13 protein-coding genes and 2 tRNA genes are annotated in these 12,438 nt (G+C 66.4%); 10 read left to right on the plus strand and 5 right to left on the minus strand.

All coding sequences use genetic code 11. The features are described 5' to 3' along the window. Nucleotides 1-62: 62 nt before the first annotated feature. Nucleotides 63-959 carry an NAD kinase gene (locus ACMGEZ_RS01620; RefSeq protein ID WP_436820495.1) on the minus strand — a complete coding sequence of 299 codons (897 nt, stop codon included), beginning with the start codon at nt 957-959 and terminating at the stop codon, nt 63-65. Nucleotides 960-987: 28 nt separating this feature from the next. Here ACMGEZ_RS01620 and hrcA point away from each other — a divergent pair, with 28 nt between their 5' ends. The 4 genes from hrcA (at nt 988) to greB (ending at nt 2,869) form a co-directional block, all read left to right on the plus strand. Continuing rightward, nucleotides 988-1,992 carry a heat-inducible transcriptional repressor HrcA gene (gene hrcA, locus ACMGEZ_RS01625; RefSeq protein WP_436820496.1) on the plus strand — a complete coding sequence of 335 codons (1,005 nt, stop codon included), beginning with the start codon at nt 988-990 and terminating at the stop codon, nt 1,990-1,992. A 36-nt stretch (nt 1,993-2,028) separates the two neighbouring features. Continuing rightward, a tRNA-Ile gene (locus ACMGEZ_RS01630) sits at nt 2,029-2,105 on the plus strand. Between the two features lie 57 nt (nt 2,106-2,162). After that, nucleotides 2,163-2,239 (plus strand) — tRNA-Arg (locus ACMGEZ_RS01635). 57 nt (nt 2,240-2,296) lie between these two features. Continuing rightward, on the plus strand, nt 2,297-2,869 hold the full coding sequence (gene greB, locus ACMGEZ_RS01640) for a transcription elongation factor GreB (protein ID WP_436820497.1): 573 nt from the start codon (nt 2,297-2,299) through the stop codon (nt 2,867-2,869). 3 nt (nt 2,870-2,872) lie between these two features. Here greB and ACMGEZ_RS01645 read toward each other — a convergent pair whose 3' ends face one another. The 4 genes from ACMGEZ_RS01645 to ACMGEZ_RS01660 all read right to left on the minus strand — a co-directional run bounded on the left by ACMGEZ_RS01645 (nt 2,873) and on the right by ACMGEZ_RS01660 (nt 7,019). Then, nucleotides 2,873-5,128, minus strand: a complete 2,256-nt coding sequence (locus ACMGEZ_RS01645) for a RelA/SpoT family protein (protein WP_436820498.1) — start codon at nt 5,126-5,128, stop codon at nt 2,873-2,875. A gap of 93 nt (nt 5,129-5,221) precedes the next feature. Continuing rightward, on the minus strand, nt 5,222-5,425 hold the full coding sequence (gene rpoZ / locus ACMGEZ_RS01650; RefSeq protein WP_028249368.1) for a DNA-directed RNA polymerase subunit omega: 204 nt from the start codon (nt 5,423-5,425) through the stop codon (nt 5,222-5,224). Nucleotides 5,426-5,462: 37 nt separating this feature from the next. Then, entirely contained in the window at nt 5,463-6,083 is a 621-nt protein-coding gene (gene gmk / locus ACMGEZ_RS01655) for a guanylate kinase (RefSeq protein ID WP_436820499.1), read from the minus strand. 21 nt (nt 6,084-6,104) lie between these two features. Next, nucleotides 6,105-7,019 carry a YicC/YloC family endoribonuclease gene (locus tag ACMGEZ_RS01660; protein ID WP_436820500.1) on the minus strand — a complete coding sequence of 305 codons (915 nt, stop codon included), beginning with the start codon at nt 7,017-7,019 and terminating at the stop codon, nt 6,105-6,107. Between the two features lie 92 nt (nt 7,020-7,111). On the opposite strand from ACMGEZ_RS01660, the gene ACMGEZ_RS01665 reads away from it, so the two are divergent. The 6 genes from ACMGEZ_RS01665 (at nt 7,112) to ACMGEZ_RS01690 (ending at nt 12,431) form a co-directional block, all read left to right on the plus strand. Then, entirely contained in the window at nt 7,112-8,119 is a 1,008-nt protein-coding gene (locus ACMGEZ_RS01665; protein ID WP_068681569.1) for a serine/threonine protein kinase, read from the plus strand. A 37-nt stretch (nt 8,120-8,156) separates the two neighbouring features. Beyond that, nucleotides 8,157-9,071, plus strand: a complete 915-nt coding sequence (locus tag ACMGEZ_RS01670; RefSeq protein ID WP_436820501.1) for a PP2C family protein-serine/threonine phosphatase — start codon at nt 8,157-8,159, stop codon at nt 9,069-9,071. Nucleotides 9,072-9,096: 25 nt separating this feature from the next. After that, a complete protein-coding gene (gene rph / locus ACMGEZ_RS01675) occupies nt 9,097-9,825 on the plus strand; it encodes a ribonuclease PH (RefSeq protein WP_436820502.1) in 729 nt (242 codons plus the stop codon). Between the two features lie 29 nt (nt 9,826-9,854). Continuing rightward, on the plus strand, nt 9,855-10,454 hold the full coding sequence (gene rdgB, locus ACMGEZ_RS01680; RefSeq protein ID WP_436820503.1) for an RdgB/HAM1 family non-canonical purine NTP pyrophosphatase: 600 nt from the start codon (nt 9,855-9,857) through the stop codon (nt 10,452-10,454). A gap of 80 nt (nt 10,455-10,534) precedes the next feature. Further along, nucleotides 10,535-11,716, plus strand: coding sequence for a radical SAM family heme chaperone HemW (gene hemW / locus ACMGEZ_RS01685; protein ID WP_436820807.1), 1,182 nt, complete (start codon nt 10,535-10,537; stop codon nt 11,714-11,716). A 16-nt stretch (nt 11,717-11,732) separates the two neighbouring features. Then, entirely contained in the window at nt 11,733-12,431 is a 699-nt protein-coding gene (locus tag ACMGEZ_RS01690) for a TetR/AcrR family transcriptional regulator (protein WP_436820504.1), read from the plus strand. Nucleotides 12,432-12,438: the final 7 nt, after the last annotated feature.

Genomic DNA, 12,438 nt, shown 5'->3' on the forward strand with positions numbered 1-12,438 from the left:
GGAGTAGCTTCGCCTTCGGCTACGGTGCTATTCGCCTTCGGGGCGGCCGTGCGGCTCATGGATCAGGAACCTCCTTCGTTCCAGTGAAGTTTCTTGCGCAGCGTATCGAAATAGCTCCAGCCGCGGGGGTGCAGGAAGCGCACACGGTACTCGGAGCGCCGCACCACGATCTGGTCGCCGATGGCCATGGTTGCCAGCGACTGCATGTCGAAATTGGCGCTCGCGTCGCGGCCGCCGACCAGCTCGATCGAGACCTCGTCCGCGTCCGGCAGCAGGATCGGGCGGTTGGAAAGCGAGTGCGGTGCGATCGGCACCATCACCCAGCCCGGCACGGCCGGATGCAGCAGCGGGCCGCCGGCAGACAGTGCGTAGGCGGTGGAGCCGGTAGGCGACGCGATGATCATGCCGTCGGCGCGATGGTTGGCGACGAAGTGATGGCCCACCGAAACCCGCAGTTCCACCATGCCCGAGGTGGCGCCGCGGTTGACGACCACGTCGTTCATCGCAAGCGCATTGAACACCGAGGCGCCTTTGCGCACCACATTCGCCTTCATGAGGCTGCGGTGGTCTTCCTCGTAGTCGCCAGCCAGCATCGGAATCAGCGTGGTCTGGTAGTCGTTCAGCGCGATGTCGGTAATGAAACCCAGGCGCCCGCGGTTGATGCCGATCAGCGGCAGGCCGTAGCATGCGAGTTGGCGGCCGATGCCGAGCATCGTGCCGTCGCCGCCCACCACCAGGCCCAGGTCGCATTGCCGTCCGATCTCCTCGACCGACAGGGCGGCGTAGCGGGTCTGCGCCGGCTCGCCTTCGTCCGGCTGCTCGACGAAGACCTCGCAGCCCTGGGCTTCGAGAAAGGCACCGATGCCCTCCATGACCTCATCCAGCGCACCGGCCGGCGCCCGCGCGCCAGAGGCCTGGTACTTGCCGATCAATGCAACGCGCCGGAAGCTGGATGTCATCGGTAAATTACAACACTAAAATCTTTCAATGCTGGACGATCGCGCCAAGTTGCTGCTCAAGACACTGGTCGAGCGCTATATCGCCGAAGGGCAACCGGTGGGCTCCCGTACGCTCTCCCGGGCTTCGGGGCTCGACCTGTCGCCTGCGACTATTCGCAACGTCATGTCCGATCTGGAGGCGCTCGGGCTCATTGCCAGTCCCCACACCTCGGCGGGTCGCATTCCGACGGCGCGGGGTTACCGTCTGTTCGTCGACACCATGCTGACGGCGCAGCGCGAGCAGTTCGCGGCGCCCAGCCTGCCGCCCGACCAGCCGCAGAAGGTGATAGCCAATGCGGCCCATTTGCTCTCGAACCTGTCGCAGTTCGTCGGCGTGGTAATGGCGCCGCGCCGCGCCTCGGTTTTCCGGCAGATCGAATTCCTGCGGCTGTCGGATCGCCGGCTGCTGGTGATCATCGTCTCGCCCGACGGCGACGTGCAGAACCGCGTGATCTTTCCCGAGGTCGATTACTCGCAGTCGCAACTGGTGGAAGCCTCGAATTACATCAATGCGCATTTCGCCGGCCTGTCGATCGAACAGGTGCGCGACCGGCTGCAGTCCGAAATGGAGCAGCTGCGCGGAGAGATTGCGGCGCTGATGCAGGCGGCGGTGCAGGTCAGTTCAGAGGTGCTGACGGAGGCGCAGGACGAAGTGGTGATCGCGGGCGAGCGCAACCTGCTGTCGGTCACCGATTTCTCCAGCGACATGAGCCACCTGCGCCGAGCCTTCGAGCTCTTCGAGCAGAAGGCGCAGCTGCTTCGGCTGCTCGACGTCTCGAGCAAGGCCGAGGGCGTGCGCATCTTCATCGGCGGGGAAAGTCAGGTCGTGCCCTTCGACGATCTCTCGATCGTCAGCGCGAACTATGAGGTCGACGGCGAGGTAGTCGGAACGCTGGGCGTCATCGGGCCGACGCGCATGCCTTACGAGCGCATGATCCAGATCGTCGACATCACGTCGAAGCTGGTTACCAACGCGCTGAGCCACCGCAAATAGGGAAGGGCGAGCTGCCCACTAGAATCCCGACTGCGCGGGCCGTTAGCTCAGCTGGTTAGAGCAGCGGACTCATAATCCGTTGGTCGATGGTTCAAGCCCATCACGGCCTACCACCGCATGCATTGCGTCCGGGAAACAGCCGCTGGGTGCATGCTATACTCGCAAGCTGTGCGGCTGTAGCTCAGTTGGATAGAGTACTTGGCTACGAACCAAGGGGTCGTGGGTTCGAATCCTGCCAGCCGCACCACCATCAAGAATGCCTGCAACGAAAGTTGCAGGCATTTTTCCTTTGGAGCTTCAGGCCATGAGCAAGGCATTCACCAAAGAGAACGACGCGGACGACGACGATGACGGCACGGCCGGCATACCGGCGCTTCCCGTCGGGGGCAAGAACTACATCACCCCCCAAGGCTATGCGCGTCTGCGCGACGAGTTGCTCGAATTGATGGACGTCGAGCGGCCCAAGGTGGTCGAGGCGGTTCACTGGGCGGCCAAGAATGGCGATCGATCCGAGAACGGCGACTACCTCTATGGGAAGAAGCGCTTGCGCGAGATCGACCGCCGCATTCGCTTCCTGACCAAGCGGCTCGAGGTGGCCGAGGTGACGGACCCCTCGGTCCACCATGGCCGCGACCAGATCTTTTTCGGTGCCACTGTGCGCTATGCGGACGAGACTGGCGACGAGCGGGAGCTGACCATCATGGGAATCGACGAAGCCGACAGCGCGCACGGGCAGGTGAGCTGGATTTCCCCGATCGCCAGGGTGCTGCTGAAGGCGCGTGAAGGCGATGTGGTCAAGCTCGCGACCCCTGGGGGCGTGCACGAGATCGAGGTGCTGTCGGTCAGCTATCCGCCGCCATCGTCCGCGGCGGGCTGAGGCTCAGGGCGCCGAAACGGTCCGCGCAGCAGCGAGCACGGACGGCGTGCGCCGCGCCGCTCGCAGCACGGCCTCGAGGTGGGTGCGGTCGCGCACCGCGATCACGAAGCGCAGGTCGGTGGAGTCCTGCGGCGTCTCGTCCGCCATCTCCACGTGCGTGATGTCGGCCTCGGCATCCGCCAGCGTCGCGGCGACGCGCGCCAGTACGCCTTTGTCGTTGCGCACGGTGATGACCACGCCGGTCTCGAAAGTTCGCACCGGTTCGTCCGCCCATTCGACGGCGAAGAAGCGCTCGCTGTCCTTGTGCCGCAGGCGCTGCCCGACGCCGCAAGCTTCGGTATGCACCACCAGGCCTTCGCCGTGGCCGAGATAGCCCACGATCGGATCGTCGGGAATAGGCCGGCAGCACAGCGCGAAGCGGACCGAGGAGTTCTCGCTGCCGTCCAGCGTGACAGCCCCTTGGGAGACGGCCTCGTGTGCGGTGAAGCGTTCGCGGCTCAGCATCAGTGCGTCGGGCTTTTCGCCGCGCTCCGCCAGCAGCGCCATCAGCCGCTTGGCGACGATGGTGGCGATGCGCTTGCCCAGGCCGATGTCGGTCAGCAGCTCCGAGCGGGTGCGGTTGCCGGTGAAGCGCAGGAGCTTTTCCCAGACCTGCTGGTGCTCGTCGTCATCCTCCGGCAGGTTCCCGAGGCCCTCGGCGCGCAAAGCTTGCGCCAGCAGCTTTTCACCCAATCCTTCTGACTCGGCGTGCGCGAGGGTCTTGAGGTAGTGGCGGATTTTCGAGCGCGCCCGGCCGGTGCGCACGAACCCCAGCCACGCCGGGTTGGGCGTCGATACGGGTGCGGTGATGACCTCCACCACGTCGCCGTTCTTGAGCTCGGTGCGCAGCGGTACCTGGTCGCCGTTGATGCGCGCGGCCGAAGTGTGGTCGCCGATGTTGCTGTGGATGGCATAGGCGAAGTCGACCACCGTTGCGCCGCGCGGCAGCGCCAGGATCTGGCTCTTGGGCGTGAAGACGTAGACAGCGTCGGGGAAGAGATCGACCTTGACGTGGTCCCAGAATTCGGCGGCGTCGCGCGTCTCGTCCTGGATGTCGAGCAGGGACTGCAGCCACTTGGTGCCCAGCCGGTCGCCTGTCGCTGCGCTCGGCTCGGCCGCCTTGTAGAGCCAGTGGGCGGCCACCCCGGACTCGGCCACAACGTGCATGGCCTCGGTGCGCAGCTGGAATTCGACGCTCACGCCGGCCGGCCCCACCAGCGTGGTGTGCAGCGACTGGTAGCCGTTGAGCTTCGCGATGGCGATGTGGTCCTTGAACTTGCCCGGCAGCGGCTTGTACATCTGGTGCAGGATGCCCAGGCCGGTGTAGCAGGCGATTACCGACGGCACGATGAGCCGAAAGCCGTAGATGTCGGTCACCTGGGCGAAGCTCAGGTGTTTTTCTTCCATCTTGCGGTAGATGGAATAGAGCGTTTTCTCGCGGCCCGCGATGCGCACGCTCATGCTGGCTGCGGCGAACGCGGTTTCCAGTTCCTGCTGCACCTTCTGGATCAGGTCGCGGCGGCGGCCGCGGGCCTTGGCAACGGCCTTCGCGAGGATCGCGTAGCGCCAGGGGCGCAGGTGGCGGAAGGACAGGTCCTGCAGCTCGCGGTAGGTCTGGTTGAGGCCGAGCCGATGCGCAATCGGCGCGTAGATGTCGAGGGTCTCGCGTGAGATCCGGGCCCATTTCTCGCGGGGCGCATCTTCGAGCGTCCGCATGTTGTGCGTGCGGTCTGCCAACTTGACCAGGATGACGCGCACATCCCGCGCCATGGCCAGCAGCATCTTGCGAAAGGACTCGGCCTGGTTCTCCTCGCGCGTGTTGAAGCGCAGCTTGTCCAGCTTCGTGAGACCGTCGACCAGTTCGGCGACGGGAGCGCCGAAGCGCTCGATCAGCTCCGACTTGGTCACTCCGCAATCCTCGATTGCGTCGTGCAGCAAGGCAGCCATCAGCGCCTGGGCGTCGAGTTTCCATTCCGCACACTGGGCAGCCACTGCGATCGGGTGGGTGATGTAGGGTTCGCCGCTGTTGCGCAACTGGCCCAGGTGGGCCTCGTCGGCGAAACGGTAGGCGCGGCGGACCTGCTCGACGTCCTCGGCGTTCAGGTAGTCGAGGCGATCGGTAAGCGCGGCGAAGCTGGCGGCAGCTGCATTCAGCGCCGCCGGACTCGGCCGGGGCGTGCCTTTGGGGGCACCTGACTGGGGCTTGACAACCGCGCTCATGCTTGTCACTTTAGCTTGGCGACTGGTTAGATGTCTTTGTGCAATAAAAAAGCACCGCGTTGCGGTGCTTATTTGTTGCAGGTGTGCGTCAGCTCAGCCGGGGACTTTCTTGAGCATTTCGAGCCCGATCTTGCCTTCGGCAATCTCCCGCAGAGCCGTGACGCCGGGCTTGTTCTTGCTCTCGATCTTCGGCGCGTGCCCCTGGCTCAGCATGCGCGCACGGTAGGTGGCGGCCAGCACGAGCTGGAAGCGGTTCGGGATGTGTTGCAGGCAGTCTTCGACGGTGATGCGGGCCATGAGGTCTTTCGGCTTACAGGCGAGGCCTGATCGGGGATCAAGGAATATTCAGGGCGGCGAAGGTGTCGGCACGCGCGCGTCGCTGTGCGGAATACCGGAGCCGCTGAGCGTGGACGATCGCCTTTAGGTCGAAAAGTGCGCGCTCAAATAACTCGTTGATTATAACGAAGTCGAATTCGTTTGCGCGCGCCATCTCCTCGGCGGCATTCCGCAAACGCAGCTCGATCACCTCGGCGCTGTCTTCGCCGCGCCGCTCGAGCCGGGACCGCAGTTCTTCCCAGCTTGGGGGCAGTATGAAGATCATCACGGCGTTGGCAAATGTCTTGCGGATCTGGATCGCCCCCTGGAAGTCGATCTCCAGGATCACGTCGGCACCTTGGGCGATGCGGTCCTCGATCGCCTTCTTCGAGGTGCCGTAGCGCTGTCCGTGCACATGGGCCCACTCGACGAAGGCATCGGCTGCCACCATCGCATCGAATTCCGAATCGGGGACAAAGAAGTATTCGCGGCCATGCTTCTCCTGGCCGCGCGGTGCCCGTGTGGTGTGCGACACCGACGGCTGTACCGCGGAGTCGAGCTCCATCAAGGCCTTGACCAGGCTCGACTTGCCGGCGCCGCTGGGCGCCGCGACTACGAAGATATTGCCGGGATAGTCCATTCGCGCGTTTCCTGTTCCCTGTTATTCGATGTTCTGCACTTGCTCGCGCATCTGCTCGATCAGCACCTTCATGTCCACCCCAATGCGGGTGAGCTCCAGCGTCGCCGATTTTGAGCCGAGGGTGTTGGCTTCGCGATGCAGCTCCTGGATCAGGAAGTCGAGGCGCTTGCCGATCTCGCCACCCTTCTTCACCAGCCGCTCGATTTCGTCCAGATGCGAGCCCAGGCGCATGAGTTCTTCCGCGACGTCGATCCGGATCGCGAAGGCCGTGGCCTCGGCCAGGGCGCGATCCTGCGCGGCTTCCGGCGGTGTGCCGCCGCTGGCGCCCAGGGCTTCCTGCCAACGCTCCAGGAAGCGGTTGCGCTGCTGCTCGACCAGTTGGGGAACCAGCGGCAGCGCCTGCGCCACGAGCGCGCGCAGCTGAGCCAGGTGATCCTGCAGCATCTTGGCCAGCCGAGCACCCTCGCGCTCCCGTGCGGTCATCAGGCCCTTGAGCGTCTTCGTTGCCAGTTCGGAAAGCTCCGGCCCCCAGTCGCTGCGGGCGGTGGTGTCGCCGGCCGCCAGCCGCATCACGTCGGCCACGCTGAGCTCGCGCGCGGCGGGCAGCCAGGCACGGATGCTGTCCTGCAGGCCGTTGAGCCGTTGCAGCAGCTTGGTCGAGGGCTCGCCGATGCCCGCTCCGGCGCCGCTCTCGATCGCCGCGCGCAATTCGACCTTGCCGCGCTTGAGCTGACCGGTCAGCAGCTCGCGCAGCATGGGCTCGTGCTGGCGCAGCTCTTCGGGCAGCTTGAATGTGAGGTCGAGAAAGCGGCTGTTGACCGAGCGGATCTCGACTCCGAGCCGGCCCGCGCCGGCGGTCCGCGACTCGGGGTCCGGGTGACCGCTTCCCGCGGCGGTCTGGCCGCTGGCATAGCCGGTCATGCTGTAAACTGGCATCGCGCCTCGCTCTTGAATTGGTGTGCACGCCCCGAGACAACGGCACCGCCTTCGCTTGCCGCCCTCCCGCCTTCGGGCGAAACTCCCGGATTATGTCAAAGGTCAAACCTTCGCCCTTGTTGCCTGACACGGTCATCGGCGGCTATCGCGTCGTGCGCCGCATCTCGGCGGGCGGGTTCGGGGTGGTCTACCTCGCTGTCGACCACAGCGGCCAGCAGGTTGCGATCAAGGAATACCTCCCATCCTCGCTGGCCACCCGCGGCACCGGCGAACTCGCGCCGCAGGTGCCACCCGAGAAGCTATCGCTTTACCGCCTGGGGCTCAAGAGCTTCTTCGAGGAAGGGCGTTCGCTCGCGCAGATCTCGCATGCCTCGGTGGTCAGCGTGCTCAACTTCTTCCGCGAGAACGAGACCGTCTACATGGTCATGAACTACCTGGAGGGGGCCACCCTGCAGGACTTCATCGTGACGGCACGCGACCTCAAGAAGCAGAAGGTCTTCCGCGAATCCACCATCCGCTCGCTGTTCGACGAGATCCTGCGCGGCTTGCGGATCGTGCACCAGCACAAGATGCTCCACCTGGACATCAAGCCGGCCAACATCTTCGTGACCGATGACGACCGCGCCGTGATGATCGACTTCGGCGCGGCGCGCGAGGTGCTCTCCAAGGAGGGCAACTTCATCCGTCCGATGTACACGCCCGGCTTCGCGGCGCCCGAGATGTACCGCCGCGATTCCTCGATGGGCCCCTGGACCGACATCTACGCCATCGGCGCCTGCATCTATGCCTGCATGCAGGGCTATCCGCCCAACGACGCGCCGCAGCGCATCGAAAAAGACAGGCTCGGTCTGTCGCTCTCACGCCTGCGCGGCATCTATTCGGACAACCTGATCGAGGTGGTCGAGTGGTGCATGTCGCTCGACCCGCTGTCGCGCCCGCAGTCGGTCTTTGCGCTGCAGAAGGAGCTCAGCCGCGAGGGCGAGCGCCGCTACACCAAGCTCACGGTGAGCGAGAAGGTGCGGCTGTCGATCGACAACATGCGCTCCTTCGAGAAGAAGGGCTTGCCCAAAGCGGCGGCGCCGACCACGCGCCCGGCATGATGACCCCCCACGTTGTTTACTTCGCCAGGCGCGCGCTGTGAAATTCTCTGTCTTCCAGGTCAGCCGCAAGGGCGGCCGTCTCAAGAACGAAGACCGCATGGGCTACTGCTACACGCGGGAATCGGGCCTGTTCGTGCTGGCCGACGGCATGGGTGGACATCCCGAAGGCGAAGTGGCTGCCCAGTTGGCGCTGCAAACCATCGCTGCGCTGTACCAGCGCGAGGCGCGGCCGATGGTGAAGGACGTGAAGGCCTTCCTCACGGCTTCGGTGATGGCCGCGCACCAGCAGATCATGCGCTACGCGGGCAACAAGGGCATGCTCGACACGCCCCGCACGACGGTGGTGGCGGCGGTCCTGCAAGGCACTACCGCGACCTGGATCCATTGCGGAGATTCCCGGCTCTACGTGATTCGCGACGGCGAGCTGCTGACGCGCACGCGCGATCACTCCCACGCCGAGCGGCCGCGCACCGGCGGGGCGACCGGCGCCGAAATCGTCAACCGCAACCTGCTGCTGACCTGCCTCGGGTCGCCGACCACGCCCCTGTTCGACATCTCCGCCCCGCTGCAGCTGCAACGGGGCGATCGCATCATGCTGTGCTCCGACGGCCTGTGGAGCGTGCTGGACGAGGGCCTGATCGTGCGCATGCTGTCTTCCGGCAAGCCCGTGTCCGACGCCGCGCCCGATCTCGCCGAAATGGCCTTGCGCAACGGTGGTGCCCACAGCGACAACGTCACGTTGATCGCGCTCGAATGGGAAACGCCCGATGCGACGGGCCAGACCCGCGGCGTATCCACCGACAGCATCAGCGATGGCGTCTTCGCCTCCACCATTCAGGCGGGCATGCCCTCCGACAGCGAGCTCGACGATCTCGACGAGGATGCCATCGAGCGTTCGATCGCCGAGATCAACGAAGCCATCAAGCGGTCCTCTGCCGCGCGCAAGCCCTGATCCGTTCTCTTTTTCCTGGATTGAAATGACAGTTTTCGTACGAAGCGGCGACCGCGCCGCTGACCAGCTGCGTCCGGTGCGCATCACGCGCGGTTTCACCATCCATGCCGAAGGTTCGGTGCTGATCGAGTTCGGCCAGACGCGCGTGCTCTGCACCGCTTCGGTGGAAGAAAAAGTGCCGCCGCACAAGCGCGGCAGCGGCGAGGGCTGGGTCACGGCCGAGTACGGCATGCTCCCCCGCGCCACCCACACCCGCAGCGACCGCGAGGCCGCGCGCGGCAAGCAGAGTGGCCGCACGCAGGAGATCCAGCGCCTCATCGGCCGCTCGATGCGCGCCGTCTTCGACCTCGCCGCCCTCGGCGAGCGCACCATTCATCTCGACTGCGACGTGCTCCAGGCCGACGGCGGCACGCGCACTGCGGCCATCACGGGCGCCTTCGTGGCGGCGCAGGATGCGGTCAACAAGCTGGTGGCGGCCGGCGCCCTCGCGGCCTCGCCGATCCGGAGCCACGTCGCCGCGGTGTCCGTCGGCATCGTGCAAGGCACGCCCCTGCTCGATCTAGAGTACATCGAAGATGCTGCCTGCGACACCGACATGAACGTGGTGATGACCGGCGCCGGGCATTTCGTGGAAGTGCAGGGCACGGCCGAAGGAGCCGCCTTCTCGCGCAACGAGATGAATGCGCTGCTGCTGCTCGCCGAGAAGGGCATCGCCGAGCTGACCGCGCTGCAGGCGCAGGCGCTGGCCGGCTGACTGGCAACGGCGCGATCCGCGGATTGCCGATGAAACTGGTCCTGGCCTCCAACAACGCCGGCAAGCTCGCCGAGCTGCAGCAGCTGTTCGCGCCGCTCGGCGTGGAGCTCGTGCGCCAGGCGGAGCTGGGCGTCGGCGAGGCCGAGGAGCCCTTCCTCACCTTCGTCGAGAACGCGCTGGCCAAGGCTCGGCATGCCGCGGCGGCCACCGGCCTGCCGGCGATTGCCGACGATGCCGGCCTTTGCGTCGAGGCGTTCGGCGGGCTGCCCGGCGTGGCCACCGCCTACTACGCCACGCGCTTCGGCTACGAGAAGGGCGACGCCAACAACGTTCGCGCGCTGCTCGAGCAGATGGCCGGGATCGACGATCGCCGCGCCGCGCTCGTCAGCACGCTCGTGGCACTGCGCAGCCCCGAGGACCCCGAGCCGCTGATCGCGGTCGGCCGCGCAGCGGGCCAGATCACGCGCGAGCCGATCGGCGCGAACGGTTTCGGCTTCGACCCCGTGATGTGGCTGCCGCAAGTCGGCAAGACCTTCGCCCAGCTGCCGTCCGAGCTGAAGAACGCCCACAGCCATCGCGGCCAGGCGGCGCGCGCCATGCTGGCCCTGATGCGGGAGCGCTGGCTGTGAGCCTTGCCATCCCGATCGCCGACGACCGCGCGCAGCCGCGCAGCGGTGACGCGGAGCGTGCAAACGACGTGCTGCACTGGATGCGCCCCGGCGCCCTCCAGCTGTCGGCGCTGCCGCCGCTCTCGCTCTACGTGCACCTGCCCTGGTGCCTGCGCAAGTGCCCCTACTGCGACTTCAACTCGCACGAGTGGCGCGGCGATGGCGTCGAGGCGCCGCTGCCCGAGCAGCGCTACCTGGACGCGCTGATCGCAGATCTCGACGCGGCCTTGCCGCTGGTCTGGGGCCGCAGCGTGCACAGCATCTTCATCGGCGGCGGCACCCCCAGCCTGTTCTCGCCGGCGGCCATCGACCGCCTGCTCGGCGACCTGCGGGCGCGGCTCAAGCTGACGCCCGAGTGCGAGATCACGCTGGAGGCCAATCCCGGCACCTTCGAGCGCAACCGCTTCCGCGGCTACCGCGCCGCCGGCGTCACCCGCCTGTCGGTGGGCGTGCAGAGCTTCAACGATGCGCATCTGACAGCGCTCGGCCGGGTGCATGACCGCGCCCAGGCCATCGCGGCGGTCGAGGAGGCGGCGCAGGCCTTCGACACCTTCAACCTCGACCTCATGTACGCCCTGCCGGGCCAGACGCCCGACGAGCTCGACGCCGACCTGGCCCAGGCGCTCGCGCTCGCGCCGCCGCATCTTTCGGTCTACCACCTCACGATCGAGCCCAACACCTACTTCGCCAAATTCCCGCCGACGGTGCCGGAGGACGACCTGGCCTACGCCATGCTCGACCGCATCAGCGAGCGCACCGCGCAGCGCGGGCTGGAACGCTACGAGATCTCCGCCTACGCGCGCCCCGGCCACCGCTGCGCGCACAACCTCAACTACTGGCAGTTCGGCGACTATCTCGGCATTGGCGCCGGCGCCCACAGCAAGCTGAGCTTTGCGCACCGCATCGTGCGGCAGGTCCGATTTCGCGAGCCGCGCCTCTACATGGAGAACGCGCTCGCCGCCCGCGCAGTCGCGCAGAGCGACGAAGTCGGCATCGCCGAGCTGCCCTTCGAGTTCATGCTCAATGCCCTGCGCCTGAAGGACGGCTTCACGCTGGCGCAGTTCGGCGAGCGCACCGGCCTGGCCATCACCGCCATCCAGCGCGGGCTCGAAGAAGCCGAGCGCAAGGGCCTGATCGAACGCGACCTCGCCCGCGTCTGGCCCACCGCCCGCGGCCTGGACTTCCTGAGTGACCTGCAGGCCATCTTCCTTCCCGAGAGCTGAGACAACCAGCGCTGCCATGCCGACCCGAACCTTGCCGGAAGAAGAAGTCATCAAGCGTCGTTCCCGTGGACGACCCAGCCCGGAGCAGGCCGCCGCGCTGCGCGAAGCCTTCCTAGGCGCTGCGCTCAAATCCTTCCTCGAGCACGGCTACGCCGCCACCAGCATCGAGGCCATCGCGCGCGATGCCGGCGTCGCCAAGATCACCATCTACCGCCAGTTCGAGAACAAGGAGGCTTTGTTCCGCGAGGTCGTTCACCGCGCGGTGAGCAGCGCCCGCGAGACGATGCAATCCACGCTCGTGCGCTCCGATGCCGATGAAAGACAGGTGCTGCTCGACCTCGTCGAGCGCATGTACCTGGGCGCCACCGAACCCCAGACGCTGGCCCTGCTGCGCCTGGTGATCGCCGAGGCCGTGCGCTTCCCGGAGCTCGCGAAGTCGCTCTACGCCGAGAACAGCTATGTGCTCGCCCCGGTGGTCGAATACCTGGCCGAGGCGAACCGGAGCGGCAAGCTGCACGTGCCCGATCCCGAGCTGGCCGCGGTGCAGCTCTCGACGCTGGCCTTCGGCGGGGTGCGCTTCTTCATCTCCAAGCCGCTGGCCGGCCCCGAGGAGCGCCGCGCCTGGGCCGAAGGCGTGGTGGATCTGGTGCTGCGCGGCTGGCTGCCCGCGCCCGCCGCTGTCGAGCGCGGTGGCCCGGACGAAGCCAGCGGCTAAAATTGCC

Origin of the sequence: Variovorax stachyos, from assembly GCF_051400855.1 — a bacterium.
Taxonomy (GTDB): domain Bacteria; phylum Pseudomonadota; class Gammaproteobacteria; order Burkholderiales; family Burkholderiaceae_C; genus Variovorax.